This is a genomic window from Streptomyces sp. NPDC034670 (assembly GCF_055574875.1).
Map to the genome: position 1 here is coordinate 84,544 of NZ_JBVITR010000010.1, position 25,656 is coordinate 110,199.

23 protein-coding genes and 1 pseudogene are annotated in these 25,656 nt (G+C 74.3%); 9 read left to right on the forward strand and 15 right to left on the reverse strand.

Features of this window, described 5'->3' with window-relative positions:
• The first annotated feature begins 45 nt into the window (after positions 1–45).
• Together ACZ56B_RS10320 and ACZ56B_RS10325 are read left to right on the forward strand one after the other, a co-directional pair.
• Entirely contained in the window at positions 46–387 is a 342-nt protein-coding gene (locus ACZ56B_RS10320) for a PLD nuclease N-terminal domain-containing protein (protein ID WP_468788264.1), read from the forward strand.
• A 674-nt stretch (positions 388–1,061) separates the two neighbouring features.
• Positions 1,062–1,805, forward strand: coding sequence for a TioE family transcriptional regulator (locus ACZ56B_RS10325; RefSeq protein WP_468788266.1), 744 nt, complete (start codon positions 1,062–1,064; stop codon positions 1,803–1,805).
• A gap of 366 nt (positions 1,806–2,171) precedes the next feature.
• On the opposite strand, the gene ACZ56B_RS10330 is transcribed toward ACZ56B_RS10325, so the two are convergent.
• The 14 genes and pseudogenes from ACZ56B_RS10330 to ACZ56B_RS10395 form a co-directional block, all read right to left on the reverse strand.
• Entirely contained in the window at positions 2,172–2,570 is a 399-nt protein-coding gene (locus tag ACZ56B_RS10330; RefSeq protein WP_468788268.1) for an SRPBCC domain-containing protein, read from the reverse strand.
• 238 nt (positions 2,571–2,808) lie between these two features.
• Entirely contained in the window at positions 2,809–3,879 is a 1,071-nt protein-coding gene (gene ccsB, locus ACZ56B_RS10335; RefSeq protein ID WP_468788394.1) for a c-type cytochrome biogenesis protein CcsB, read from the reverse strand.
• A gap of 71 nt (positions 3,880–3,950) precedes the next feature.
• A complete protein-coding gene (gene resB / locus ACZ56B_RS10340) occupies positions 3,951–5,759 on the reverse strand; it encodes a cytochrome c biogenesis protein ResB (protein ID WP_468788270.1) in 1,809 nt (602 codons plus the stop codon).
• A gap of 4 nt (positions 5,760–5,763) precedes the next feature.
• A complete protein-coding gene (locus tag ACZ56B_RS10345) occupies positions 5,764–6,537 on the reverse strand; it encodes a cytochrome c biogenesis CcdA family protein (protein ID WP_468788272.1) in 774 nt (257 codons plus the stop codon).
• Position 6,538: 1 nt separating this feature from the next.
• Positions 6,539–7,168, reverse strand: coding sequence for a TlpA family protein disulfide reductase (locus tag ACZ56B_RS10350; protein WP_468788274.1), 630 nt, complete (start codon positions 7,166–7,168; stop codon positions 6,539–6,541).
• 64 nt (positions 7,169–7,232) lie between these two features.
• Entirely contained in the window at positions 7,233–8,543 is a 1,311-nt protein-coding gene (locus ACZ56B_RS10355; protein WP_468788396.1) for a polysaccharide deacetylase family protein, read from the reverse strand.
• Positions 8,544–8,724: 181 nt separating this feature from the next.
• The gene (locus tag ACZ56B_RS10360) at positions 8,725–9,372 is read right to left on the reverse strand and encodes a histidine phosphatase family protein (protein WP_468788398.1); all 648 of its coding nucleotides are present in this window, start codon (positions 9,370–9,372) and stop codon (positions 8,725–8,727) included.
• Between the two features lie 41 nt (positions 9,373–9,413).
• Complete coding sequence (gene hemL / locus ACZ56B_RS10365) at positions 9,414–10,730, reverse strand: glutamate-1-semialdehyde 2,1-aminomutase (protein ID WP_468788276.1); 1,317 nt, start codon at positions 10,728–10,730, stop codon at positions 9,414–9,416.
• Between the two features lie 326 nt (positions 10,731–11,056).
• Positions 11,057–11,380, reverse strand: a complete 324-nt coding sequence (locus ACZ56B_RS10370) for an SCO5918 family protein (RefSeq protein WP_468788278.1) — start codon at positions 11,378–11,380, stop codon at positions 11,057–11,059.
• Positions 11,381–11,440: 60 nt separating this feature from the next.
• Positions 11,441–11,791: a CBS domain-containing protein gene (locus ACZ56B_RS10375; RefSeq protein ID WP_468788280.1), complete on the reverse strand. Its 351-nt coding sequence runs from the start codon at positions 11,789–11,791 to the stop codon at positions 11,441–11,443.
• A 71-nt stretch (positions 11,792–11,862) separates the two neighbouring features.
• Positions 11,863–13,362: a DEAD/DEAH box helicase gene (locus ACZ56B_RS10380; RefSeq protein WP_468788282.1), complete on the reverse strand. Its 1,500-nt coding sequence runs from the start codon at positions 13,360–13,362 to the stop codon at positions 11,863–11,865.
• A 190-nt stretch (positions 13,363–13,552) separates the two neighbouring features.
• Positions 13,553–13,756 carry a cold-shock protein gene (locus ACZ56B_RS10385; RefSeq protein ID WP_468788284.1) on the reverse strand — a complete coding sequence of 68 codons (204 nt, stop codon included), beginning with the start codon at positions 13,754–13,756 and terminating at the stop codon, positions 13,553–13,555.
• A gap of 432 nt (positions 13,757–14,188) precedes the next feature.
• Positions 14,189–15,145: a hypothetical protein gene (locus ACZ56B_RS10390; RefSeq protein ID WP_468788406.1), complete on the reverse strand. Its 957-nt coding sequence runs from the start codon at positions 15,143–15,145 to the stop codon at positions 14,189–14,191.
• A 477-nt stretch (positions 15,146–15,622) separates the two neighbouring features.
• A pseudogene (locus ACZ56B_RS10395) lies at positions 15,623–15,910 on the reverse strand (helix-turn-helix domain-containing protein); the annotation flags it as partial.
• Positions 15,911–15,980: 70 nt separating this feature from the next.
• Between ACZ56B_RS10395 and ACZ56B_RS10400 the strand changes: the two are divergent.
• The 4 genes from ACZ56B_RS10400 (at position 15,981) to ACZ56B_RS10415 (ending at position 20,161) form a co-directional block, all read left to right on the forward strand.
• Complete coding sequence (locus ACZ56B_RS10400) at positions 15,981–16,790, forward strand: DUF4232 domain-containing protein (protein ID WP_468788286.1); 810 nt, start codon at positions 15,981–15,983, stop codon at positions 16,788–16,790.
• Between the two features lie 329 nt (positions 16,791–17,119).
• Positions 17,120–18,547, forward strand: coding sequence for a phosphatase PAP2 family protein (locus tag ACZ56B_RS10405; protein ID WP_468788288.1), 1,428 nt, complete (start codon positions 17,120–17,122; stop codon positions 18,545–18,547).
• 118 nt (positions 18,548–18,665) lie between these two features.
• On the forward strand, positions 18,666–19,214 hold the full coding sequence (locus ACZ56B_RS10410) for a SigE family RNA polymerase sigma factor (protein ID WP_468788290.1): 549 nt from the start codon (positions 18,666–18,668) through the stop codon (positions 19,212–19,214).
• The gene (locus ACZ56B_RS10415) at positions 19,211–20,161 is read left to right on the forward strand and encodes a hypothetical protein (protein WP_468788292.1); all 951 of its coding nucleotides are present in this window, start codon (positions 19,211–19,213) and stop codon (positions 20,159–20,161) included. The genes ACZ56B_RS10410 and ACZ56B_RS10415 overlap by 4 nt, the downstream gene beginning before the upstream one ends.
• Positions 20,162–20,419: 258 nt before the next feature.
• On the opposite strand, the gene ACZ56B_RS10420 is transcribed toward ACZ56B_RS10415, so the two are convergent.
• Entirely contained in the window at positions 20,420–21,031 is a 612-nt protein-coding gene (locus tag ACZ56B_RS10420; protein ID WP_468788294.1) for a TetR/AcrR family transcriptional regulator, read from the reverse strand.
• Positions 21,032–21,120: 89 nt separating this feature from the next.
• Between ACZ56B_RS10420 and ACZ56B_RS10425 the strand changes: the two genes are divergently transcribed.
• From ACZ56B_RS10425 to ACZ56B_RS10435, 3 genes are all read left to right on the forward strand, one after another.
• A complete protein-coding gene (locus ACZ56B_RS10425; protein WP_468788296.1) occupies positions 21,121–21,888 on the forward strand; it encodes an SDR family oxidoreductase in 768 nt (255 codons plus the stop codon).
• Positions 21,889–22,081: 193 nt separating this feature from the next.
• Positions 22,082–23,728, forward strand: coding sequence for a helix-turn-helix domain-containing protein (locus ACZ56B_RS10430; protein WP_468788298.1), 1,647 nt, complete (start codon positions 22,082–22,084; stop codon positions 23,726–23,728).
• A 211-nt stretch (positions 23,729–23,939) separates the two neighbouring features.
• Positions 23,940–25,241, forward strand: coding sequence for a type III PLP-dependent enzyme domain-containing protein (locus ACZ56B_RS10435; protein WP_468788300.1), 1,302 nt, complete (start codon positions 23,940–23,942; stop codon positions 25,239–25,241).
• Positions 25,242–25,656 lie beyond the last annotated feature (415 nt).

Below are 25,656 nucleotides of genomic sequence, written 5' to 3' on the forward strand. Positions count from 1 at the left end.
GGCTGCCTCGACGGCCCCGACGCCCCGACAGTCTGGAGAGGCCACATGCTCCGGGTGCTGATGTTCCTCGTGCCGCTGGCGCTGAGCATCTACGCGTTCATCGACTGCATCAGCACGAAGGACGAGGACATCCGCCACATGCCCAAGCCGCTGTGGGCGATCCTCGTGCTGCTGTTCCCGCTGGTCGGCTCGATCTCCTGGATCATCGCCGGCAAGCGGCGCAGCCCGGCCGCCGACGGCTGGTCCGGTGTGCGCGGCGCGCGCCCGAACCGCCAGTGGGTCGCGCCGGACGACAACCCCGACTTCCTGAAGTCGCTGGACGAGGACCGCAAGGACGACGACCGGCCCGGGGACAAGCCCGGCGACGGCGGACGTGACGGGTCCTGAGGGGTTCTGACGAGTCCTGACGGGGTCCGGGTCCGCAGCGGCCCGCACCGGTCCGGTCCGTCGTGGTTCCCCGTCCCCGTCGTCCTCCGGCGGCCCGGCACCGCTCCGGTCCGGTCCGCCGCCCCGCCGCCCGCTTCTCCCCGTCTCCGGCGGCGGCCCGCCCGTTCCCCCGCGGCGACGGGCGGACGCGCACGCCGGGGGATCAGTCTGGGGCAGTGCGCACCGGGACCGGAAGCGAATTCCGGGAATTCACTCCAGAAAGGCACGGCGGCCCACGCGATGAGTCCTGAGCAGCGCCGCGGCGAAGTCACCGCCGGAGCCCTTCCGGACACGGCCCGGGAGGGGAGCGGGGTCCCGGTCCGGGCGTGCCCGGGCCTCGTGCGGGAGCACCGGGACGCCGCGCCGCTCCCGCGCTCCTCCCGTGCGGGCCGGGTCGGCGTGGAACGGGCCCGGGAGCTGCGTGACGCCCGGAAGGCCGGGGTGCCGGCGTTCGCACGGCGGCCCGCGCTCCGGAGCGCGGCCGGTGGACCGGCCCCGCTTCCCCCGCCCTCGCCGGCATCCCCCGGCCCCGGCCTCGGGGCCGGCCGCCGCCGGCTGACCGTCGGGGACGTCGACCTCGACGAGGCGGCGCGCGTCCTGCCGGACCGCCTCCGGTGCCCGGTCGGCGCCGGGTGATGCCGCCGGCACCGGGAGGGCGCCGGCTGCGCACCGCCGACCTGGCCCGGGCGGCCGGTCTCTCGACGCAGCAGATCCGCAACTACGAGGACGCCCGCGTGCTGCCGCCGGCCGCGCGGACCGCGGCCGGCCACCGGGTCTTCGGGGAGGTGCACCGGCGGGCGCTGCTGGCGTACCGGGCTCTGCTGAAGGGGTACGGGCCGGTGACGGCGACCCCGGTGATGCGGCGCGTGCACGAGGGGGACGTGCCGGGCGCGCTCGCGCTGGTGGACGCCGCGCACGCCGCGCTGCACGAGGAGCGCACCGCGCTGCGGGCCGCGCGGGAGGCGGTGGAGTCCCTGGCCGGGGAGGGGGACGCGCCGCCTCCCTCCCCGGGGCTGCGGATCGGCGAGGTGGCCGCGCTGCTGGGGGTACGGACGTCGGCGCTGCGGGTGTGGGAGGCGGCCGGGCTGCTGGCGCCGCCGCGTGAACGCGGCACCGGGTACCGTCTGTTCGGCCCCGCCGACGTGCGCGACGCCCGCGTCGTCCACACCCTGCGCCGCAGCCACCACCTCTTCGACCGGATCCGCCCGGTGCTGGAGGAGCTGCGCCGGGAGGGCGACGGCGAGGCCCTGCGGGCGGCGCTCGACGCGCGGGACGAGGCGCTCACCGCCCGCACCCGGGCCATGCTGGAGGGCGCGGGCGCCCTGCACGCCTACCTGGAGCACCGGGAGTGCCCCGGCGCGGCCGGGACGACGGCATGAGGACCGCGGCGCGGACCGCGGGCCGGGCCGGGGATCACCGGCGCCGGCGGCGGCCCCGCGGACGAGCGTGGTCCGGGTCGACCGGTGCGGGGGGACGGGGTGCGCACCGGCCGGCGGGTCGTGCGCGGGGACGTCGTGCGCGCGTGGAGCCGGCCGGTGCTCGCCGTTGCGGCTCGCCGGCCCGGCCCGCGACCGGCGGGCCTCCCGCGGCTCCCCCGGTACCGGTGCGGGTCCCGGGGCCGTTTCCCCTCCCCCTGGGACCGAACGCCACCCGCGCGGCGTGATCGGCCGGGGGGCGCGGCGGTCCCGTGGCGCGTCGTGCGGCCCGGTCCGCCCGGCGGCTCCGGGGTGCCGCGCCCCCGGCCCTCAGGCACCGCCCTCCAGCAGGTCGATCAGCCGCTCGAAGCGCAGGCGCCAGCGCTGTTCCGACTCCGCCTCGCCCTGGAACTCGTGGGTGAAGCGCAGGGCGGAGCCCTCGCCGTCGCGTTCCAGGTGGAACCTGACCCGCCCGCCCTCCACCGTGTACTCGGCCACCCGGTCCACGTCCCAGGCGGTGATCCGCCCGCTGCCGAGCCCGCGCAGCGTGACCTCGCCGCCGAGCCGCGGTTCCAGGACCTCCGCGGAGGTGAACCAGCCCGCGAGACCCTCCGGGGTGGCCAGCGCGGGCCACACCCGCGCCATGGGCCGCGGCAGCCGCACCAGGAAGTGCAGGATGTGCGTGTTCCCGTGGGTCTGACTGGTGCCCTGCTCGATGGAACCGGTCATGACACCAGCCTGACCCCGCACGGGGCCTTTCGCACGCGGCCACGGCCGCCGGCGGACCGGAGGGCGCGGGTGCGGACGGAGCCGTGCGGACGCGCCGGAGGGAGCGCCGGACGCGTCGCGGTCCCCCGCGCGGGCGCGTCTTCGCGGGTCCGTGGCCGCGTCCCTCGCCCCCGGACGACGCAGGCCGGCTCCCGTGACCCCGGGTCACGGGAGCCGGCCCCGGAGGCGGCGCGGTCCGTCAGAAACCGGCGGACTGCAGCACGCCCAGGCCGACGTCGGCGTAGGAGTGCTTGCCGGAGACGAAGATGTTCACGCCGTAGTAGTTGAACAGCCAGCAGGCGAAGGCGGCCAGGGCCAGGTAGGCGGCCTTGCGGCCCTTCCAGCCGGCGGTGGCGCGAGCGTGCAGGTAGCCGGCGTAGGCGACCCAGGTGATGAAGGACCAGGTCTCCTTGGGGTCCCAGCCCCAGTAGCGGCCCCAGGCGTCACCGGCCCAGATGGCGCCCGCGATGATCGTGAACGTCCACAGCGGGAAGACGGCCGCGTTGACCCGGTAGGCGAACTTGTCCAGCGAGGCGGCGGCGGGCAGCCGCTCCAGGACCGAGGTCGCGAAGGCGCCGGGCTTGCCGCCGCCCGCCAGCTTGTTCTCGTAGGAGTCCTTGAAGAGGTACATGACCACGCCGAACGCGCCGACGTAGAACACCGCGCCGCACAGGATCGCCGTGGAGACGTGGATGTACAGCCAGTACGAGTGGAGCGCGGGGACCAGCTGGTCGCTCTCGGTGTACAGGACGGTGACGGCGAGGCCGAGGTCGAGCAGGACCGTCGTGGTCAGGAACAGCCCGAGCCAGCGCACGTTCTTCTTCAGCGCCAGCAGCAGGAGGTACACGCCGACCACGGTGGTGGAGATGGTGATGTTGAACTCGTACATGTTGCCCCACGGCGCCCGCTCCACGGACAGCGCGCGGGTGAGCACCCCGCCGAACGCGAGCAGGAACGCGAGCACGGTGAGGGAGACGGCGACCCGCCCGAAGAGGTCGCCCTGCTCGTCCCCGCCGTGCGCGCCGGGCCCGTCGGGCACGTCCCGTGTCCCGCTCGCGGCCCGCACGACGACCTTCGGCCGCTCCAGTACGGCGGTGCCGCCCTCCTGCCGCACGGTGACGGCGGGGGCCTTCTTCGCCTCGGCGCGGGGGGTGAGCGCGGCGGCGGTGCGGGCGACCTTGCTGCGGCTGCCGAAGATCCACTCGGCGATGTACGCGAAGAAGGCCAGGGTGTAGACGGCCATCGCGGAGTAGATGAGCACGTTGCTCATCTCCGCCAGGCTCTCGTTGGACGCGGCGGCCAGGCTCGTCGAGGCGGCCAGCTCGGTTGCGGCGGCGGGAGTCACTGCTTCTCAGCCCCTTCAGCGGGTGTGACGCGGGGGTCGGTGTCGGTGGGGTCGGAGGATGCCTCCGGACCGTCGTCCGGGCCGGAATCCGGATCGGGGCCGCCGCCGGGATCCGGATCGCGATCCGGGCCGGGCGCGGCAAAAGCCTGCTCGTGGAGGATCGCGGCGAGGTCGCCGAGTTCCTCGGGCACCTTGGCGGACTCGCTGCGGCCGAGGCCGGCCATCTCCACCACGGTGACGCCGTCGGGGCCCTCGGTCGCGCGCACCCAGACGCGGCGGCGCTGGATGAACAGGGAGGCGGCCAGTCCGCCGATCGCGGCGACGGCACCGCCCAGGGCCCAGCCGGCGCCCGGCTCCTGGACGACCTGGAACTGGGCCCACTCCTTGATGTCCTTCTCGAAGGTGACCGAGCCGGCGCCGCCCGGGAGCTCCATGGTCTCGCCGGGCATGAGCAGCTTCTTGAACAGCTCGCCGTCGGCGTCCTTGAACTCCTTCATCTTGCTCTTGTCCATCTGGTACACGCTCTGCGGAATGCCGGAGTCGGCCTTCAGGTCGCCGTGGTAGGCGTTCAGCGCGAGCACCGGATAGTCCAGCGCGGGGAACTGGGAGATCATCGTGCCGGCGGCCGAGCCGCCGAAGGTCGGCACGAAGAACGCCTGGAAGCCGAGCTGCTCCCTCTTCCCCTCGGGGTTGCGGTAGCCGTCGAGGACCTTGACCACGCCGGAGGAGGTGACGTTGCCGTCGAGCGGCAGCAGCGGCACCGCGTCCTGGAAGACGATCTCGCCCTCGCCGTCGCGGACGGTGACCACGGGCGCGTAGCCGTGGCTGGTGAGGTAGACCTTGGCGTCGCCCATCTCCAGCGGCTCGTTGACCTTGACGGTGGTCTTCTTCTCCGCGCCGTAGGCGCCCTGGCTGTAGGTGAGGTCGGCCTCGTAGGTGCGCGGCGTCCCCTTGTTGGGGCCGGTGCGCTCGTACGTGCCCCGGAAGTCCTCCAGGTGGAAGCTGAACGGTTCGAGGTCGTCGGCGGAGAAGAGGTTGCCGGACTTGAAGTCGTCGTACTGCGGGAGCGTGTTGGAGAAGCCGCTGCCCTCGACGATCAGCTTGTTGCCCTCGGACTTGAACAGCTGGCCCCAGCCGAAGGCGATCAGCATCACGATCAGCGCGAGGTGGAAGACCAGGTTGCCGGCCTCGCGCAGGTAGCCCTTCTCGGCGGCGACGGCGTCCCCGGCGAGGTGGACGCGGAACCGGCGCTTCTTCAGCAGGGCGAGCGCCGCCCCGCGGATCTCCTCGGGCCCGGCCCCGGTGCGCCAGGTGGTGTGGGCGGGCAGCCGGGTCAGCCGCCGGGGCGCGGCCGGCGGACGGCCGCGCAGCTGGCCCACGAACTGCCAGGTGCGGGGCACGATGCAGCCGATGAGGGAGACGAACAGCAGCAGGTAGATCGCCGAGAACCACACCGAGCTGTAGACGTTGAACAGCCCGAGCTTGTCGTAGATCGGCGCGAGGGTCTCGTGCCGCTCGCGGAAGTCGGCGACCTGCGTCTGGTCGATGCCGGTCTGCGGGATGAGCGAGCCGGGGATCGCGGCGAGCGACAGCAGCAGGAGCAGCAGCAGGGCGACCCGCATGGAGGTGAGCTGCCGCCAGAACCAGCGGGCCCAGCCGATGACGCCCAGGGAGGGCAGGTTCGGCGTCTCCTCCGTGGGGGCGGTGGACAGCCGGGAGCCCGCGGCGCCCAGGTCCTGCTCCTGCTCGGGGGTCCCGGGACCGGCTCCGGTCTCCCCGGGGCCGGTCTTCGAAGTCGTGCTCATCGCGTCAGATCCCCACAGTGAAGCCGTTGGACCAGGTCTGCATCTGCGCCACGAGGCTGTCCCACGCGCCGGTCAGCAGCAGCACACCGGTCACGATCATCATCGTGCCGCCGATGCGCATCACCCAGGTGTAGTGCCGCTTGACCCAGCCGAAGGCACCGAGCGCCTTGCGGAAGGCGACGGCGGCGAGCACGAAGGGCACACCCAGTCCCAGACAGTACGCGACGGTCAGGACGGCCCCGCGTCCGGCGCTCTCCTGCTGGGCGGAGAGGGTCAGGACGGAGGCGAGGGTGGGGCCGATGCAGGGGGTCCAGCCGATCCCGAACAGGGCGCCGAGGAGGGGGGCGCCGGCCAGTCCGGCCGCCGGCCGCCGGTGGAAGCGGAACTCGCGCTGGGTGAGCCAGGGCATCAGGCCCATGAAGAAGGCGCCCATGAGGATCATGAGGACGCCGAGCACCTTGGACAGGACGCCGGACTGTTCCTGCAGCGTCTGCCCGAAGTAGCCGAAGAAGGCGCCGCCGGAGACGAAGACCACGGTGAAGCCGAGGACGAACAGGGAGGCGCCGGTGATCATCCGGCCGCGCCGGGCCTCGGCCAGGTCGGTGCCGGAGACGCCGGTGACGTAGGAGAGGTAGCCGGGGACCAGCGGCAGCACGCAGGGCGAGAAGAAGGAGACGAGCCCGGCGAGCAGGGCGATGGGCAGGGCCACCAGCAGGGCGCCGTTGAGCACCGTGCCGTTGTAGGCCGGTTCGGCGGCGAGCGTGTGCAGGACCGTCACGTCACTTCTCCGCGACGACCGGCTCGAGCATCTTCAGCAGCCGTTCCTCGCTGAGCGCGGACAGCGAGCGGGCCGCGACCCTCCCGTCCCGGTCCAGGATCAGGGTGGAGGGGATCGCCTGCGGGTTGAGCGTGCCCTTCTCGAAGCGGAGCATCAGCTTGCCCGCCGGGTCGTACAGGCTGGGGTAGGTGATGCCGAACTCCTCCTCGAAGGCGAGGGCGGAGCGGGTGTTGGTGTCCCGGGTGTTGATGCCGACGAACTGCACGCCCTTGTCGGCGTAGTCCTCGGACACCTTGGCGAAGTGCTTGGCCTCCGCGCGGCACGGGTTGCACCAGGAGCCCCAGACGTTGAGGACGACGACCTTGCCCCGGTAGTCGGCGACGTCGAGCCGCTCGCCCTCCAGGGTCTTCCCGGACAGGTCGGGCGCGGCGTCGCGCTCGCCCTCGGCCACCGTCGCGATGCCGTCGGTGCCGGTGACGAAGTTGGTGTCGCCGCCCCCGCCGGACGTTCCGCCGGAGCTGCACGCGGAGACGAGGAGTGCGGCCGCGGCGGCACCGGCGGTCAGGACGGCGCGGCGGCGGACGCGGGGAGCGCGGTTCGAGCGCTGGGGGGCACGGCTGGCGGCACTCATGTGAAAAGTTTCGCATGCCCGTTCTGGGGATCTTGCGCACCCCCCGCGCGGGGGAGGAACCCGCTTATCGGGCGGCGTTCCGGTCACCCGCCCCGGTGCCGAGGCCGCCCGTTCCGCCGCCGGCGCCGGGGCCGCCCGTCTCCCGCAGGAAGTCCTTCCAGCCGCCGGCCGGTTCCTGTCCGACCTCCAGGGTGCGGAGCCGGTCGAGCACCTCCGGCCTCTGCACGTCCAGCCAGTCGACGAACTGCCGGAAGGAGACCAGGCGCACGTCGCCGCCCTTCTCCTTCTCGCGCGCCATGTGCCGCAGCGCCTCCTCCACGGCGTCCATGTAGATGCCGCCGTTCCACTGCTCGAAGTGGTTGCCTATGAAGAAGGGTGCCCGGTTCGTCTCGTACGCCCGCTTGAATCCCGATATGTACGCCTGGGCCGCCTGCTCCCGCCAGCGCGGGTGGTGGCGGGCGGGGGCGTTGGTCGAGTTGACCGACTGGTTGGCGAGCAGGTTGTAGTCCATCGACAGGACCTCGAAGGAGCGTCCGGGGAACGGGATCTGCTGGAGCGGAAGGTCCCATATGCCCTGTTTCTTCGTCGGCCAGACCTGGCGCCCGCCCGGCGAGGAAGCGTCGTAGCGCCAGCCGAGGGCACGGGCGGTGGGCAGCAGGTTGTCCTGGCCGAGCAGGCAGGGCGTCCGGCCGCCGACGAGTTCCTTGTCGTAGTCGAAGGGCAGCGGTTCCAGGTCGGTCCAGCCGGAGTTGGTCCGCCACCGCTTCACGAACGACTTGGCCTGCTCGATCTCGCTGCGCCACTGCCGCGGCGTCCAGGTGCCGACGCTGCCGGGGCCGGCGCAGAAGTGGCCGTTGAAGTGGGTGCCGATCTCGTGTCCCTCGAGCCAGGCCCGGCGCAGGTTCCTCAGGGTGTCCTTGATGTGCTCGTCGGTGAGGTAGCCGATGTCGGAGGCGCCGCGCGGGTTGTTCGGCGGGTCGTAGAGCTGCTTCTTCGACTCGGGGAGCAGGTACAGGCCCGAGAGGAAGAAGGTCATGTGCGCGCCGTGCTCCCCGGCGAGGTCCAGGAAGCGCGGGAAGAGCCCGTTGCCGACCTCGCCGGCCCCGTCCCAGGAGAAGACGACGAACTGCGGCGGGGTCTGCCCCGGTTCCAGCGGCACGGGGCCGTCGGGCTGGCGGGGCTGCGCGCCGGTGAAGGAGGTGGAACCGTCACCGATCGGACGGGCCGTCCTGGTCGGCTCCGGCGTCCCGGGCCGGTCGCCGCCTCGGGGGCGGGGACCGCCGCCGGGGGCCGCGCCGCCCGGACCCGTGCGGTCGCCGCAGCCGGTCAGCGAGACGGCGGCGACCGCACCGGCCCCCGCGCCGAGCCCGAGCATTCCCCTGCGGGAGAGAGCGCGCACGGCGTCCCCCTTCGTCACGTCCTCCGGTGGTCACTCGTTCAGAGGACGTGACGGAGCGGGGGGTTCCCGCCGGCCGCGGAGGTTTCGCGACGAAGCCCCGCGCGGGCGTTGCCCGCCGGGCCCCACGGGCGCCGGGCGCGCAGGGCCTTTCCCGGGCCTACGCCCCGTAGGCCTTGCCCTTCCCCTTCACCGGCTTGGCGCCGGCGAGCAGGTGGGCGGGGACGAGGTCGCGGGCCGGCTCGCTGTAGCCGACGGAGACGATCCGGTCGCCCTGGTAGGTGAAGGTGGTCAGCGAGGCGAGCGTGCACTGCCGCCGGCGCGGGTCGTGCCACAGCCGCCGCTTCTCGACGTAGGACCGCACGATCCAGATCGGCAGCTGGTGGCTGACGAGCACCGCCTCGTGACCGCGCGCCGCGTCCTTGGCCGCGTTCAGCGCGCCCGTCATGCGCACGACCTGGTCGATGTACGGCTCGCCCCAGGACGGCCTGAACGGGTTGACGACGTGCTTCCAGTTGGCCGGGCGGCGCAGCGCGCCGTCCCCGATGCCGAAGGTCTTGCCCTGGAAGACGTTCTCGGCCTCGATCAGCCGCTCGTCGGTGGCGATGTCCAGGCCGTGCGCCTTGGCGATGGGCTCGGCCGTCTCCTGCGCCCGCTCCAGCGGGGAGGCGACGACGTGGGTGATGTCGCGGGAGGCGAGGTGCTCGGCGACCCGGTCGGCCATGCGCCGGCCCAGCTCGGAGAGGTGGTAGCCGGGCAGCCGGCCGTAGAGGACGCCCTTGGGGTTCTCGACCTCGCCGTGCCGCATGAGGTGGACGACGGTGACGTCGCCGTCCTTCTTCGGGGTGCTCACGCCGTCGCCTCCGCCGCCGCCCGGGCCGCCGCCGGCAGGGCGTCGGCGATCCGCTGCACCGCCCGCTCGTCGTGCGCGGTGGACACGAACCAGGACTCGAAGGAGGACGGCGGCAGGTAGACGCCGTCCGCCAGGAGGGAGTGGAAGAAGGCGGTGAAGCGGAACGACTCCTGCGCCTTGGCGTCCTCGTAGTCGCGCACCGGGCGGTCGGTGAAGAACACGGAGAACATGTTGGAGGCGTTCTGCAGCGTGTGCGCCACGCCCTCCTTGGTCAGCGCCTCGGTGACCAGGGACTGGATCTGCGCGGAGACGGCGTTCACCTTCTCGTACGCGGCGTCGTCGAGCAGCCGCAGCTGCGCGAGGCCCGCGGCGGTGGCGACCGGGTTCCCGGAGAGGGTGCCGGCCTGGTAGACGGGGCCGGCGGGGGCGAGGTGCGCCATGACGTCGGCCCGGCCGCCGAAGGCCGCGGCCGGGAAGCCGCCGCCCATCACCTTGCCGAAGGTCATCAGGTCCGGCCGGACCCCGTCCACGCCGAACCATCCGGCGCGGCTGGTGCGGAACCCAGTCATCACCTCGTCCGAGATGTACAGCGCGCCGTTCGCGGCGCACGCGTCCTTCAGGCCCTGGTTGAACCCGGGCAGCGGCGGGACGACGCCCATGTTGCCCGGCGACGCCTCGGTGATCACGCAGGCGATCTCGCCGGGGTGCGCGGCGAAGGCGGCGTGCACGGCGTCGAGGTCGTTGTACGGCAGGACGATGGTGTCGCCGGCCTGGGCGCCGGTGACGCCCGGGGTGTCCGGCAGCGCGAACGTGGCCACCCCCGACCCGGCGGAGGCGAGCAGCGAGTCGACGTGGCCGTGGTAGCAGCCGGCGAACTTGACCACCTTGGAGCGCCGCGTGAAGCCGCGGGCGAGCCGGATCGCCGACATGGTGGCCTCGGTGCCGCTGGAGACGAGCCGCACCTGTTCCAGGGGCTCGATCCGGGCGACCATCTCCTCGGCGAGCGCGACCTCGCCCTCACCGGGCGTGCCGAAGGACGTGCCGCGGGCGACGGCCTCCTGCACGGCGGCGATCACCTCGGGGTGCGCGTGCCCGAGGATCATCGGGCCCCAGGAGCACACGAGGTCGACGTACTCCCGCCCGTCGGCGTCGGTCAGGTACGGCCCGCTGCCGGACACCATGAACCGGGGCGTGCCGCCGACGGCGCGGAAGGCGCGCACCGGCGAGTTCACGCCACCGGGGGTGACGGCCGCGGCACGGTCGAACAGCGCCTGCGAGGCTTGGGCTTCGTAAGGGTATGGCAGTTCGCTCATGACCTGCGACTTCTCCGACCTTCTCCGACTTCTCGGGCTTCCCGGGCTCCGGGCGCGCGTGACTTGTTCAGGGTAGGCCAGGGGCGGGCGGGGCGGCCGGGGGGCGGGATCCGGGGCGCCCGGGGGCGGGGGGGGGGGGGGGGGGGGGGGGGGGGGGGGGGGAGAGGGGGGGGGGGGGGGGGGGGGGGGTTCCCCCTCCCCCCCCCCCCCCCCCCCCCCCCCCCCCCCCCCCCCCCCCCCCCCCACCCCCCCACCCCCCCCCCCCCCCCCCCCCCCCCCCCCCCCCCCCCCCCCCCGGGGTCCCGGGGGCGGTTGCCCGCCCGTCCTCACACGCCCGCGGCGCCGGGGGTGTCGGTTCCGCCGAGCAGCGCCGACGCGGCCCGGAGCGGATCGGAGACGCCCCCGGACGCGGCCTCGGGGCGGGGGTGGCAGGTGAAACCGAGGCGCTTCATGGCCCGGGTCACCTCGCCGGCGGTGAAGTCACGGGGATCCTGCCGCGTGATGATCCGGCCCACCTGCTTGACGGGGTAGCGGCGGCGGCCGATGGTCACGGACTCGCCCGTGACGGGTTCGGGCTTGACGCCCTCCATCGAGGCCAGCACCCCGCTCCTGGTCAGGTCGAACGGGTACTGGGCGATGACACAGCGCATGATGCCTCACAAGGGAGAACTCACAGGGAGAAGGGGAACGGGCCGATCCGGCGAGCCGGGTCAGCGGGAGAGGGCGGGCGCGCCCCGGGCGCGGCCGTCCCCACCGGCGCCGCCGGACGGGGCGCCGGGCGAGGGGGGCGGTCCGTCCAGGACGTCCCGCAGGCGGATCCGGTCCGTGTACGCGGGACTGCCGCGGAGGGCGGCGAGCCGGGCCAGGGTGACCGAGCCCGTGCTCTCGTCGTCCCCGTCGCACACGGTCAGGTGCTCGACGCGGGCGCCCGCCATGACGGCCAGGGCCACCTCGACGGTCATGTCGTCACAGACCCGGGGCCCGCGCGCCTCGGTGCCGCCGGCCGTGGTCGTGACCGGGTGAGCGGGGTCCGTCGAGCGGTACTGCGTCCGTGCCGGCATCCGAGGTGCCTCCTGTGGTGGGGGTGGGTCGTCCTGGTGACCGCTGCGGTCCGGGGAGACCGCCGCGGACCCTAGGCGGCCGAGTCGAAGCCGGACCGTCCCTGCGCCCCGCGGCGCACCGCCGTGCCGGCGGGCCGGCCCCGGCCGCTGCGGCCCCGGCGGTTCCGGGACGTCGAGGACGTGCGGCGGGGGCGTTCCGCGGGCGGCGCGGTGGCGATGACGACCGGGACGCCGGACGGGGTCCGGGCGCCGGTGACGCGGCTCAGCTCCGCATCGCCCGGCCGGACCGGGGTGACGTGCGGGGTGATGCCCGCCGCGGCCATCAGCCGGCTCATGTCGCGGCGCTGGTCGGGGGTCACGAGGGTGACGACCCTGCCGGACTCGCCGGCGCGGGCCGTGCGGCCGCCGCGGTGCAGGTAGTCCTTGTGGTCGCCGGGCGGGTCGACGTTGACGACCAGGTCGAGGCTGTCGACGTGGATGCCGCGGGCCGCGACGTTGGTGGCCACCAGGACCGTGACGTGGCCGTCCTTGAACTGCGCCAGCGTCCGGGTGCGCTGCGACTGGGACCTGCCGCCGTGCAGGGCGGCGGCGCGGACACCGCTGCCGAGCAGGCGCTTGGTCAGCCGGTCCACCGCGTGCTTGGTGTCCAGGAACATGATGACCCGGCCGTCCCGCGCCGCGATCTCGGTCGTCGTCCGGTGCTTGTCCGCGTCGTCGACGTGGAGCACGTGGTGCTCCATCGTGGTGACCGCACCGGCCGACGGGTCGACGGAGTGGACCACCGGGTCGGTCAGGTAGCGCCGCACCAGCCGGTCGACGTTGCGGTCCAGGGTGGCCGAGAAGAGCATCCGCTGCCCGCCGGGGAGCACCTGGTCGAGCAGGGCGGTGACCTGGGGCATGAACCCCATGTCGGTCATCTGGTCGGCCTCGTCCAGGACGGTGACGGCGACGTCCCCCAGCCGGCAGTCGCCCCGGTCGATGAGGTCCTTGAGCCGCCCCGGTGTGGCGACGACGACCTCGGCCCCGGCCCGCAGCGCGCCCGCCTGCCTGCCGATCGACATGCCGCCGACCACGGTGGCGAGCCGCAGCCGTACGGCGCGGGCGTACGGGGTGAGCGCGTCGGTGACCTGCTGGGCGAGCTCGCGGGTGGGGACGAGGACGAGGGCCAGCGGCTGCCGCGGTTCGGCCCGCCGGCCCGCCGTACGGGCCAGCACGGCGAGACCGAAGGCGAGGGTCTTGCCCGACCCGGTGCGGCCGCGGCCGAGCACGTCACGGCCGGCCAGGGAGTTCGGCAGGGTCGCCGCCTGGATGGGGAACGGTGCGGTCACGCCCTCCTGGGCGAGGACGGCCGGGAACTGCTCCGGAAGGGCGAGTTCGGCGAACGACTCGACGGGCGGCAGCGCGGGCGTGAGCGTCTTCGGCGGCGCGAAGTCGGTCTGCGCGGCCGGCCGTCTCCCCTGACCCTGGGAACGGCTCCCCTGGCCCTGGGAACGGCGCGGAGCGCCGGAACGGCCGGTGGCGGCGCTCCCTCCGGAGCGGCCGTGGGTTCGGTTCGTGCGGGCACGATTCATGCGGGACCTTCCTTGACGAGGGCACGTATCAAGGAATTCCCGCAGCGGAGTGAACAGCGCAGAGAATTGCGAGAACGAGCCGGAAACAGCGAGGGCGAATCGCCCCGGAAAAGTATCTGGAAAACAAGCGAGCCGGAGCCCGCACCCGAAGGTGCGGGCCCCAGCTGCGAAGTGTGCGTCAGCGCCGGTGTCAGGCGGGAACGATGTTCTCGGCCGTCAGGCCCTTCTGGCCCTGCGCGACGTCGAACGACACCTTCTGGCCCTCCAGCAGCTCGCGGAAGCCCTGGGTGGCGATGTTCGAGTAGTGGGCGAAGACGTCGGCGCCGCCGCCGTCCTGCTCGATGAAGCCGAAGCCCTTTTCCGCGTTGAACCACTTGACGGTACCGGTAGCCATGTTTTTCTCCTTCGGAGGCGGTGTCGGGAATCCACCCTGTGCGGATTCCGTGTCGCCGTGATGATCAGCCGTCGGAAAAAACCTTCTGGCAACCACACCTGCAACTGACGTCGACAGTAGCACGTCGCGCTCGGACCGGTACGGTGAATAATCCCGGACCGCCCGCCGCCCCGGGAATATTCCCCGTGCGCCGTGTCGATTTCTCATCCCGCAAAAACAGATATTGCTCCCCCGGGCCGGGGTGTTCCCGCCGGACCTTTCCGGCCGCCGCCCCCCGTGACCTCCGTCGACGGCCGGCGCGCGGCTGTCCGCGGCCGGCCGCCGCCCCCGGCGGACGGGAGGCCGCCGGGGGCGCCGGGATCCGGCGGTGAGACGAATGCCACAGTGCGGTCCCGGCGGGACGGCCCCGCCCCCGGGTGCTCAGCCGGGCACTCAGCCGGGAACGACGGAACCCCCCTCGTTCCGCCCCCACTCGGAGGAACCGAGCGGATGGGCGTACGCGGGCCGTCCCGCGTTCCCGCTTGTCCGGAAGGGCCTGCCGTGGTCGTCGACGCGCACGGTGCCCCGCCGGTGACCGCTGGACCAGGTCAGCTCCAGGTACCAGCTCACGTGGTGCGCCCGCGCGTCCGCGAAGACGTAGAGGACTTCGGGATCGGACTCGCTCACCTTGAGCGGGAAGTCGCGCTGACCGGCCCTGGGGGAGAGCACGGGCCGCCCGGCGTCGAGGTCCACCCCGAAGGCCGTCGTCCCCACGTCACCGCCGCACCCGACGCCCATCACGAAGTCGTTCCAGGCGAGGGGCGCGCTCTTCTCCACCACCCGCACGTGCAGTTCCTCCAGGACGACGGTGGCCCTCCCGGTGCCCTGCACGGTCAGCGCGAGCATCTGCCGCCCGCCGGCGACCCCGCCCAGCGCAGTGACCCACCCGCGCGCGTCCGGCTCGCCCGGCGGCGGAGGCACGTGCTCGGGTTTCCGGTCGATCAGGTAGTGCTGGCTGCACGGCCCCTCCCACTTGTACGGGTTGACGGCGACGGCGGGCGCGGTGGCCCCGTCCTCGGGAGCGTCGCCCCGGGCCGTTCCGGCCGCACCGCCCGGGGCGGCGGAGGCGGAGGCCGTGGGACCGCCGCGCGAGGCGGACGGCGAGGCCGGCCGGTCCTCCGCGGCGGCCGACCCGGACGCACCGGGGCTCTCGCCGGCGGAGCCGGGGGAACCGGCGGAGGGGGAGGCGGAACCGACGGAGCCGGCGGAGGGGGAGACGGCCCCCACCGGCTGCCGCCCGCCCGGGGCGTCGTCGCCCGTGCCGAACACGAGGTGCGCCGCGAGCGCGACCGACACGAGGGCGGCGGCACCGGCGAGGACGGCGGTGCGCCGCCGCACCGCGGGAGCCACCGCCGGGGACCGCCGTCCACCCTCGGAACCGGCCTGGTGCGCCCTTCCGGCCTGGTGCGCCCTTCCGGCCTCGTTCGCCTCTCCGGCCTCCGACGTTCCTTCGGGCTCGGTTGTCTCTTCGGCCTGGGTTGTCCCTTCGGCTTGGACTGGCCCTTCGTCCCGGGCTGTCCCTTCGGGCTCGGTTGTCCCTTCGGCCCGGGCTGTCCCTTCGGGCTCGGTTGTCCCTTCGGCCCGGGCTGTCCCTTCGGCCCGGGCTGCTCCCTCGGCCTCCGCCGTTCCCGTCCCGGTCCTCCCCGCCCCGGCCTCCGCCGTTCCGGTCCCGGTTTCCTCCGCCGTCCGCGCCCGGGGACCCTCCTCCGCAGGGGCCCCGCCCGCCTTCCGTCTCCGCCGGGCATCCGCGAGCACCCACCGCCGGTGCAGTTCCACCAGTTCCTCGGGCGTCGCCCTGCACACCCGCGCGAACCGCTCCACGGGTGCGTAGTCCGTCGGCACGGCGTCCCCGTTGACGTACCGGTGGAGCGTGGACGCACTCGTGTGCAGCCGCTTCCCGAGCACCCCGTAACTGAGCCCGGACCGCTCCTTCAAGCAGCCCAACAGCTCGGAGAATTCGTCTCCCGCCACTGTTCCGTTCCCTCCCCACGTCCCGGAACCGCATTCCAGGGGATGGTCATTCCCCCAGGTCGGTGCCCTTGCGAGCGTTCCAGCGTCCCGGATGTCCCGGCAACCGTGGCGGCCGGGACGGATCACCGCACAAGCTCGGGTCATCCAAGCACGCCGCTCCCGGCATCCGGGTGATCGGCCCCTGCGACCACACGTACCGACCAAGGGGGATCACATGTCCACACGCACCCACCGCACCCGCCGCACCCGCGTCCGCATGTTCGCCGCTGCCGCGTTCGCGGCCACCGCGCTGACGCTGACGGCGTGCGGCGGGGGAGAGGGCGTCCGCGACGAGGGGGCGGCGGCGGGATCCACCGCCGTGTCGGAGCCCGCGTCCTCGCCCGGGGCGAACGGGGGAGCCTCCACCGGGGCGGAACAGGCCGACCCGGCGGGCTGGTCCTCCGGAGACTCGGCGGGCGGCGCGACCGGCGCGGCCGGCTCGAGCGGCACCACGGGATCCACGGGTTCCAAGGGCACCACGGGATCCACGGGTTCCAAGGGCACCACGGGCTCCTCGGGCGCCACGGGCGCCAAGGACTCGTCGGGCGCCAGGAACTCCAAGGACCCGGCGTCGGCCTCGACCCCCTGCTCCACCGCCTCCACCCGGACGGCCGCCACGGAGATCTCCCGCCCCCTGAACCACCTTCTCCTCACGGTCACCAACACCGGCTCGAAGAACTGCGACCTGATCGGCTACCCGGCGGTCCGGTTCGGCGAGGCCCAGTCCGTCCCGCCGGCCTTCGAGGACTCCAAGCCGCAGGCGGTGGTCACGCTGGCCCCCGGCGAGTCGGGCTACGCGAGCGTCCTCCTCTCGGCCGCGGACGGCAGCGGCTCCCACGGCTACACGGCCAAGTCCCTCGCGGTCTTCTTCAACGACGGCGCGGGCGTCGCCCACCCGTCGCTCCCCGCGAAGGGCGTGTACGTGGACGACTCGATCGGCGTCTCGTACTGGCAGTCGACCATGGCCGACGCCCTGGCCTGGTGACGCACCGGTCCACCGGCGCCACGGTTCGGAAGGCCGGGACCACGGCCGCGACGGAGGTCTCCGCCGAGCCTCCCGGCGCGGATCCGGCACACGACCACTGATCACAGCAGACGGCAGGAAGGCCCGGGTCACGCGACCCGGGCCTTCCGCGTGGAGCGGGTGCCGGGAGCCGAGGGTGACGCACGCGACGACGGGTCCGCCACAACCCGGGCCGTGCTTCGTCCGTCACAGCAAGACGAACAACTCCTCGTAAGAGAAAGCGGTTCCGAACGGAAGGCGACGGGCGAGAACCGTCTCGTCATGAACAGAAACTGACGAAGCAGTCGGAATTGAGACACATACCACCGCGGGACGTTCCGCGAACAAGCCGGAGAACCGCGCTCTGTGCGGGACGTCGGTCACGGGCGGGTCTCTGGGCCGCGGCGGGCGCCGTGACGCTCGGGCTCCTCGTCGCGCTGGAGCTCGCCGCGCGTCGCCACGGCCTGCCGGGGCCGATCACCCACCAGCTGCGCGAGATGGTGCACGCCCCCAGGTCGGGCGGCCTGCTGTACGCCGCCCTGGCGCTGACGACGGTGGTCCTCACCTGGCGGCAACGGTTCGTCGCGGTGGGCGCGGCGATCGGCATCGACGTCGTCCTCGCGCTGGTCCGGTGGGCGGTGGACGCCGGGACGGCCGGCGGCCACCCCTTCGGCAACGGCGCGCTGTGGGTGATCCTCGGCCTCGCGGTCGTCGCGGTCACCCGCCGCACCGGCCGGGAGCGCGTCCTGCTGCTGAAGGGCGTCGGACTGGGCCTGCTGCTGGTGGCCGGCCGCAAGACCGGCGACACGTGGCTGCTCCTCACCTCGAAGACCCGCCCGACGGTGCTCGACCCGTACGTGGCGACGGCCGACCACGCGCTGGGCGACCCGTCGTGGCTGGTGGGCCGGTTCGTCACGGCCACCGGCTCCGTCGGCTTCAACCTCCTCGACGTCGTCTACGGCCAGCTCGCGGTGGCCGCGGTCGTCGTCGCGCTGTACCAACTGCGCGGCGTGGCGGCCGAGCGCCGCTTCCCGCGCCATCACCTGGTGCGCACCTTCCTGGCGATCGGCCTCCTCGGGCCGGCCTGCTACATGGTCTTCCCGGTGGTCGGACCGCTCTTCGCCTACGGCGCCGGCACCGACCACTGGGCGGCGGTCAGCCTGTGGGCGCCGGACATCCCGTCCAGCGCGCACTGGGCGGTGGCCGACCTGTGGCCGCACACGCCACCGCCGTCCGGCACCCCGCACCCCGTGCCGTTCGACGGGATCACTCCGCGGAACTGCATGCCCAGCCTGCACACGGCGTGGGCCGTCGCGCTCTTCGTCCACTCCCGGAAGGGCCCGCGCGTCCTGCGGTACGCGGGAACGTCCTGGCTGGTCGCCACCCTCGTCGCGACGCTGGGCTTCGGCTACCACTACGGCGTGGACCTCATCGCCGGCGTGGTGTTCGTGCTCACGGTCGAGGCGGCCCTGCGGTCGTACGACCGCGGCTGGGACCGGTCGGGGGTCCGCCTGGTCGCCCACGGCGCGACGGTCTTCGTCGCGCTGCTGCTGTCCTACCGCTTCCTGCCGCTGGAGATGGCCGCGTACCCGTGGGCGGCCGGGCCCCTGCTCCTGCTGGCGACGGCCTCGGTGGTCCACGGCTACGTGCGGACCACCGCGGCGTGGGAGCCGGGGGCCGCACCGGCGCACCGGCCGGAACCGCACCCTCGGCCGGAGCCACAACCGGATCCGGCCTGAACCGGCCTGAACCGGCCTGAACCGGCCTGAACCGTTCGCGCCGGAGACCGACGGGCGCCGGATCCCGGGCAACCGAATCCGCCGGAACGGTGGTCTGGGGGGCGAGGGAGGGTGCTTGATGCAGGCCAGACAAGAGGCCGAGTTCCAGGAATTCGTCAGAGCGCGGTGGTCCCACCTCGTGCGGACCGCTTACCTGCTCACGGGCGACGTGCACCACGCCGAGGACCTGACCCAGACGGCGCTGGCCAAGGCGTACCGCTCATGGCGGCGCGTCTCGCGCAGCGACCGTCCGGAGGCGTACGTCCGGCGGATGCTGGTCAGCTGCAACAGCGACCGGTTCCGCAAGCGGCGGGTGACGGAGGCCCTGACCGCGGCGCCGCCGGAGGCGGCCGGGCCCGACGAGGCCTTCTCGTGGGCCGACGAGCGCAGCGCCCTGCTCGCGGCGCTGGCCGGGCTGCCGCCGAAGCAGCGGGCGGTGGTCGTCATGCGCTACTGGGAGGACCTGCCCGAGGCCGAGGTGGCCGAGATGCTCGGCTGCTCGCCCGGCACGGTCAAGAGCCAGGCGTCCAAGGCGCTGGCGAAGTTGCGTACGCATCCGGGGCTCGCACAGGTCGTGGACGGACCGGTCCGCGGCCGAGTGCCGTCCGGGCAGGGAGGCAGCAGGTGAACGAGGAGCGGGAACAGCGGAAACAGCGGGAACGGCGGGGGACGGGCGGCGGCTTCGAGGAGCGGCTGCGCGAGCTGCTCGCCGAGGACGCGCACACGGTCCGGCCCGCGCCGGTGCCGTACCCGGCGATCCGCCGCCGGGGCGCGCTCGAGCGGCGCCGCCGGGTGGCTGCGGCCGGGGCGGCCCTGGTGACGCTGGCGGCGGTGCCCGCGGGGGCGTACGCGCTGGCCGGCGGGGACGCCGGCGGGAACACGGTGGCGTCGACACCGCCGGCCGGCGCCGCACCGCGGACAGCGGCGCCGCCGTCCGCGTCGCCGGCGGGGCCCGCGCGGCCGGCCACGCGGGACCAGCTCCTCGACGGGATCACCTTCGGGCAGGCCGCCGACGGGCTGGAGAAGTGCCTCGCGCTCGACCGGTCGCACACCCGCGGTCCGTCCGGTGACGGCACGGACCTGGGCGCGGCCGGGGAGTACCGGATCATCCTGGCGATGAACAGCACCGGCGACTCCAACGCGCCCGGCGACGGCATGCACGTCGTCGCGGTGAAGGAGCGGCCGAAGCAGACCCGGCTGATCTGCACCGTGAGGAACGGCGGGGCGAGCGGCCTCAACGTCAGCGTGGGCTCCGACGACGTGCCCGGTTCCGGCCCCGTGACGGCCGACGTCAACAGCGGCAAGCTCTACCAGCAGTCCGTCCTCGACCGCGGCAACTGGAAGCTGCCGTTCCGGTGGGGTCTCGTCGGCACCGTCGAACCGTCCGTGGCCCGGGTGACCGTCTCCTACGGCGGCGCCACCAGCCGGGCTGCCCTGGACCACGGCTGGTTCGCCGCCTCCGGCGTCCTGGACCGGCAGGTCACCGCGGCCCCGCGCATCAAGGGCTACGACGCCGACGACAGGCTGGTCTACGACTCCGACGAGGACGAGACCTACGCGAAGCAACTGCCGTAGCGCCACCCGGCCGGGGGCGCCGCACAGGGGACGGCGCCCCCGGATCCCGGTCGGCGGTGCGGCACGGGGGCCTTCCCGGCCACCGCCGCGAAGGAGGCGGACCGCACCGCGCCGGAAGGCCCTCACCCGCGTCCGCGGACGGCCCGTCCGGACGGCTGCGCTCCGCTCGGCCGGTTCCCGCACCGCACCGCGGCGGCCGGCGGCGGGGACGCCACCGCCCTTCACGACGGCGCCGCGGGCGGCCGCTCCGCCGGTGCCTCAGGCGGACGGCTCGGGCCAGGCGGCCATGGCGTACTCGGCCGTGCGCCGCAGTTCCGCCGTGGTCGCCCCGTCCCGCGCCTGCTGTGACATCCCCTGGACGACCGCGGCGAAGTAGACCGCCAGGGCCCGGGTGTCGGTCCCCTCGGGGAGCGATCCGCGGGCCTCGGCGTCCTTCAGCCTCGCCTCGAAGGACCGTACGTTCGCCACCCTGCGCGCGCGCAGGTCCTGCCCGACGTCGGCCGTCTGCGGGGAGCAGTTGGCCGCCGCGGTGACGACCAGGCAGCCCGCCGGGTGATCCGGAGCGGTGTAGGACACCGCCGCTTCGTCCAGCATCCTCGCGAAGCCCGCGCGCGGGTCGCTCTCCCGGTCCAGCGCGTTCTCCATGAACGCGCCGAACGTGCCGCCGTAGCGGTCGACGACCTCGGCGAAGAGCGCGCGCTTGTCGCCGAAGGCCGCGTACAGGCTCGGCGGCGAGATCCCCATGGCGGCGGTCAGGTCGGAGACGGACGTGCCCTCGTAACCGTGCTGCCAGAACAGGAGGGTGGCCTGCGTGAGCGCCGCCTCCCGGTCGAAGCTCCGCGGCCTGCCGCGTTTCGTCCTCGTGCCCATGGACGAATTTTACAGCGATCGCTAGGAAATTCGTGCGGGACTATTGCATAGTCATCGCTACAGAATTGCGACGCGCGAAGGGAGAGGCCATGGGAGCGCTTGCGGGCAGGACGGCGCTGGTGACGGGGGGCGGCCGCGGGATCGGGCGTGCGATCGCCGAGCGGCTCGGCGGCGCCGGGGCGGCGGTGGCCGTGCACTACGGGCGCGACGCCGCAGCCGCCGACGAGGTCGTCGGCGCCGTCCGCGCCGGGGGCGGCACCGCGTTCGCGGTCCGCGCCGAACTGGGCCGGCCCGGTGACGTGGAGACCCTCTGGGAGGGCTACGACCGCCAGGCCCTGGAGCACACCGGCGGCACCGGCCTCGACATCCTGGTCAACAACGCCGGCGTCACGCCGCGCGGCGAGATCGGGGAGACCACGGCCGAGGCGTTCGACGAGGCCGTCGCCGTCAACATGCGTGCGCCGTTCTTCCTCACGCAGCAGGGACTCGAGCGCCTGCGGGACGGCGGGCGGATCATCAACGTCTCCTCCGGGGCGACCCGGATCGCGCTCACCGACATCATCGCGTACGCCATGACCAAGGGGGCCGTCGACGCCTTCACCCGCACCCTCGCCAAGGCGCTCGGCGCCCGCGGCATCACGGTCAACGCGGTGGCGCCCGGCATCATCGACACGGACATGAACGCCGCCTGGCTGCGCGGCGACGAGGCGGCCGAGAAGTCCGCGGCCGACCTGTCGGCCCTCGGCCGGGTCGGCCGTCCCGAGGACGTGGCCGACGTGGTCGCCTTCCTCGCCTCCGACGACGCCCGCTGGGTGACGGGGCAGGTCATCGACGCCACCGGCGGCTCCCGGCTCTGACCGGTGACGCCCACCCGGGCCGGACCCGCGCCCACGCGGGGGCGCCGACGGCGACACGGCCGCCCGGCGCGCCCGGCGCGGTCGGCGGGCCCGGCGCGCAGGCGGGCGGCCGGCCGTCTCCGCACGCCTCGCGCCGCTTCCGTGACTCCTCCTACACTCACCGTCACACGACGCACCGACGCGAGGGGGCCGGATGGTGCCGGACGGAACGGCCGGGCAGGGGGACGCCGCGGCGGGGCCGACGCTGGAAAGACTGCTGTCGGTCATGGGGGCCGGTGCGCTGGAGCCGTGCGTGGCTCCCCGCGGCCTGGGGGGCGTGGTCGAGGGGATCACGGTGCTGGACCCGCTGGAGCCGGGACTGCCGCGGGGGCAGGTGCTGCTGGCCGTGGGCGTCGATCCGCAGTCGGCCGCCGCCGTCGACGTCGTGCGCGACGCCGCCGGCTCGGGGGCGACCGCGGTGGTCTTCGGCCCGGGCAGGTCGGGACGGCTCCCGGACGCGCTGCGGGCGGCCGCCGAGGACGCCGGTACGGCGGTGCTCTTCCGGACGCCGTGGTGCGGCTGGACCGAGCTGGTCGGCGCACTGCGGGCCGGCCTGGTCCTGTCCGGGGTCCCCGCCGATCCGGCCGTGGCGGCCGTGGCACCGGGCGACCTGAACGGGCTGGCCGACGCGGTGGCGGTCCTGGTCGGCGGCGCGGTGACGATCGAGGACGTGGAGTCCCGGGTGCTGGCGTACTCGTCCACGCAGGAGGACGTGGACGAGTTGCGCCGGCTGACGATCCTCGGCCGCCGGGTGCCGGAGTGGCGCGTGGCCGCCATGCGGGAGGCCGGGTTCTTCCGGGCACTGTGGGGCTCGGGGGACGTCATCCACCGGCCGGCGCACGGGGAGAACCCCGAGCGCCTGGTGGTGGCCGTCCGGGCGGGCGGGGAGATCCTGGGGTCGATCTGGGTGGCGGCCGCGGGCGGCGACCTCCTGCCCCACGCCTCCGACACGCTGCGGTCGGCGGCGCGGGTGGCCGCCGCACACCTGCTGCAGCACCGGTCGCACCGCACGCACGCCCGGCTGGTCGAGGACGCGGCCCGTGCGCTGCTCGACGGACGGGGATCCGCCGGCGTACTGACCGAACGCGCCGGGATCCCGGCACACGGGCACTGCGCCGTCCTGGCGGTGTGCCCCGGAGTCCCCTGCACGGGGGAGGAGGCCGGGAGGCTGTGCGCCCTGCTGGCGGTGTACTGCGGCGCGAACGACCTCACGCCGGTGGCGGTGCCGGTGGGCCGGGGCGCCCTGGTCCTGGTGGGCGGGCTGCACCAGGACGCGCAGCGGGCCGTCGAGCAGGTCGCACGCCTGGGCAGGGCACTGGTCCGGCAGGTGGCCGACGCGTTCGGGCCGGGGGCGAGGATCGGCCTGGGCACGGTGGTCGGGACCCCGGCGGAACTGCCCGAGTCCCGCCGGTCGGCGGACCTGGCCCTGCGGGCCCTGCTCTCGGAGGGGGAGCACCGCACCGTCGCCTCCGCGAGCGAGGTGGCCGAGACGATCGCCCTGAACCAGATGCTGGACACGCTGACGGGACCGGCCCCGGCACCGGAGACACCGGTGGCCCGCCTGGTGGCGTTCGACGCCGGGAACGGCGGAGGCACCATGGTGCGGACCCTGCGGGCCTACCTCGACCACTTCGGTCACGTGCCGGACGCCGCCCGGGCGCTGGGCGTGCACGCGAACAGCCTGCGGCACCGCATCAGCCGGCTCACCGAGGTGTCCGGGCTCGACCTGCGCAGTCCGGACGCCCGGCTCCTCGCCCACCTGCAACTGCGCCTCCTCGAACGCGGCGGCCGGGAGGAGTGAGCCTTCGGGCGCCGCCACGAAGGAAGGGCCGCCTCCCCGTGCCCGGGCACAACGGCGGCCGCGCCGCGTCCGCGGTTCCGCCCCGCGGTGAGAACCGCGCGGCAAAACACCGGCGCTCCCGACGAAGACGCCCGCACCGCTCCGACGGGAGCCTGGTGCCCCGCCCGCGGCAGCCGTGGGCGGTGGGACCCCGGCTCAGGGAGGGTGCACGATGAGTGGTTGCGACAAGGCCGACCGGCGCGAACGGATTCTGCGGGCAGCGGTACGGCAAGGACTCCTGGACCCCGAGACGGCCGTACTGGCCGGGTTCGTCGACCTCGACGGCGTCGACGGGACCGTCACGTCCCTGCGGAACGCGTTCCCCGACTCCCTCCGGGTCCTGCACGCGTTCGCGGCCAAGGCGAACTGCCTGGTCCCCGTGCTCGAGGAACTGCGCCTGAGCGGCATGGGCTGCGAGGTCGCCAGTGCCGGCGAACTCGCCCAGGCGCTGGAGGCGGGCTTCGAACCCGCGCACATCGTGTTCGACTCCCCCGCCAAGACGCGGGCCGAACTGGCCCGGGCGCTGGACCTGGGGATCACGGTGAACGCGGACAACTTCCAGGAACTCTCGCGGCTGGACGAGATCCTGGCGACCCGCCCCTCCGGCTCGCGGATCGGCGTGCGCGTCAACCCCCAGGTCGGCGCCGGCTCGATCTCCGCCATGAGCACGGCCACCGCGACCTCGAAGTTCGGCATCCCCCTGGAGGACGAGGGCAACCGGCGACGCCTGCTCCAGGCGTACCGGGACCGTCCCTGGCTCACCCTGGTGCACACCCACGTCGGCTCGCAGGGCTGCCCCCTGGACCTGATCGCCCGGGGCATCGCGAAGGCGGTGGAGTTCGCCGGGGAGGTCAACGCCCACCTCGGCCGCCGGCAGGTCACCGGCATCGACATCGGGGGAGGACTGCCGGTCAATTTCGACAGCGACGAGACGACGCCCGGCTTCGACACCTACGTGGACCACCTGCGCGAGCACGCACCGGCCCTCTTCTCGGGCGAGTACGAGATCATCACCGAGTTCGGCCGTTCCGTGCTGGCCAAGAACGGGTTCACCGCCGCGTACGTCGAGTACACCAAGACCGTCGGCGGACGTCCCATCGCGATCACCCACGCCGGCGCGCAGGTGGCCACCCGGACGGTGTTCGCCCCCGACGCGTGGCCCCTGCGGATCGAGGCCCACGACCCCCGCGGCCGGGCCAAGCACGGCCGGCCCGTGCCGCAGGACATCGCGGGCCCGTGCTGCTTCGCCGGTGACCTGCTGGCACGCGACCGCGCGCTGCCCCTCCTCGACGCCGGCGACCTCGTCGTCGTCCCGGACACCGGCGCCTACTACTTCTCCACGCCGTTCCACTACAACAGCCTGCCCGAACCCGCCGTGCACGGCGCCCGCGTCGATGCCGACGGCCGGGTCACCTTCCGGCAGCTCCGCCCCGCACAGGCCGCCCACCCGATGCCGGCCCTCACCGGACGGTGACCCCCGCTCTCCCGCCCGACCCCACCGGAACGCCGCTCACCGCCACCCGGGCCGGCGCGCCCCGCGCGGGCACGCCCGGCCGCCCGGAGGAAACCACAACGCCGAGAAAGGCAGGTGTAACCGCCATGAAAGTACGGTGCGCCCGGTCAGGGGGCCCCACGGAGAAAGCGGCACCCCCGGACCGACGGAGGGCCGTCGGCCGACGGCTGTCCGCCACGGGACTGCGCTGCCGCCGAGTGACGGGTGACGCCGTGCGGTGGATCTCACGGCGCCGGCGCGTCGCGGCCGACCAGTTCCTCCGGGGCGCGTGCTACGGCGCGGGCACGGCCGTCGTGGGCCTGCTGGCGCTGTGGGCACGAACCCGCTGACGACGGGGAGGGCCCGGCCCACCGGCCCGGGCCCTCCCCCGGGCCCT

Excerpts from the sequence above, each read along its gene's own strand:
- ACZ56B_RS10400 (WP_468788286.1), top strand. The coding sequence starts at position 15,981 with ATGTCCACACGCACCCACCGCACCCGCCGCACCCGCGTCCGCATGTTC.
- ACZ56B_RS10320 (WP_468788264.1), top strand. The coding sequence starts at position 46 with ATGCTCCGGGTGCTGATGTTCCTCGTGCCGCTGGCGCTGAGCATCTAC.
- ACZ56B_RS10325 (WP_468788266.1), top strand. The coding sequence starts at position 1,062 with ATGCCGCCGGCACCGGGAGGGCGCCGGCTGCGCACCGCCGACCTGGCC.
- ACZ56B_RS10425 (WP_468788296.1), top strand. The coding sequence starts at position 21,121 with ATGGGAGCGCTTGCGGGCAGGACGGCGCTGGTGACGGGGGGCGGCCGC.
- ACZ56B_RS10360 (WP_468788398.1), bottom strand. The coding sequence starts at position 9,372 with ATGCGGCACGGCGAGGTCGAGAACCCCAAGGGCGTCCTCTACGGCCGG.
- ccsB (WP_468788394.1), bottom strand. The coding sequence starts at position 3,879 with ATGAGCAACGTGCTCATCTACTCCGCGATGGCCGTCTACACCCTGGCC.
- ACZ56B_RS10410 (WP_468788290.1), top strand. The coding sequence starts at position 18,666 with ATGCAGGCCAGACAAGAGGCCGAGTTCCAGGAATTCGTCAGAGCGCGG.
- ACZ56B_RS10370 (WP_468788278.1), bottom strand. The coding sequence starts at position 11,380 with ATGCGCTGTGTCATCGCCCAGTACCCGTTCGACCTGACCAGGAGCGGG.
- ACZ56B_RS10330 (WP_468788268.1), bottom strand. The coding sequence starts at position 2,570 with ATGACCGGTTCCATCGAGCAGGGCACCAGTCAGACCCACGGGAACACG.
- ACZ56B_RS10375 (WP_468788280.1), bottom strand. The coding sequence starts at position 11,791 with ATGCCGGCACGGACGCAGTACCGCTCGACGGACCCCGCTCACCCGGTC.
- resB (WP_468788270.1), bottom strand. The coding sequence starts at position 5,759 with ATGAGCACGACTTCGAAGACCGGCCCCGGGGAGACCGGAGCCGGTCCC.
- ACZ56B_RS10350 (WP_468788274.1), bottom strand. The coding sequence starts at position 7,168 with ATGAGTGCCGCCAGCCGTGCCCCCCAGCGCTCGAACCGCGCTCCCCGC.
- ACZ56B_RS10385 (WP_468788284.1), bottom strand. The coding sequence starts at position 13,756 with ATGGCTACCGGTACCGTCAAGTGGTTCAACGCGGAAAAGGGCTTCGGC.
- ACZ56B_RS10355 (WP_468788396.1), bottom strand. The coding sequence starts at position 8,543 with ATGCTCGGGCTCGGCGCGGGGGCCGGTGCGGTCGCCGCCGTCTCGCTG.
- ACZ56B_RS10420 (WP_468788294.1), bottom strand. The coding sequence starts at position 21,031 with ATGGGCACGAGGACGAAACGCGGCAGGCCGCGGAGCTTCGACCGGGAG.
- ACZ56B_RS10380 (WP_468788282.1), bottom strand. The coding sequence starts at position 13,362 with ATGAATCGTGCCCGCACGAACCGAACCCACGGCCGCTCCGGAGGGAGC.
- ACZ56B_RS10430 (WP_468788298.1), top strand. The coding sequence starts at position 22,082 with ATGGTGCCGGACGGAACGGCCGGGCAGGGGGACGCCGCGGCGGGGCCG.
- ACZ56B_RS10435 (WP_468788300.1), top strand. The coding sequence starts at position 23,940 with ATGAGTGGTTGCGACAAGGCCGACCGGCGCGAACGGATTCTGCGGGCA.
- hemL (WP_468788276.1), bottom strand. The coding sequence starts at position 10,730 with ATGAGCGAACTGCCATACCCTTACGAAGCCCAAGCCTCGCAGGCGCTG.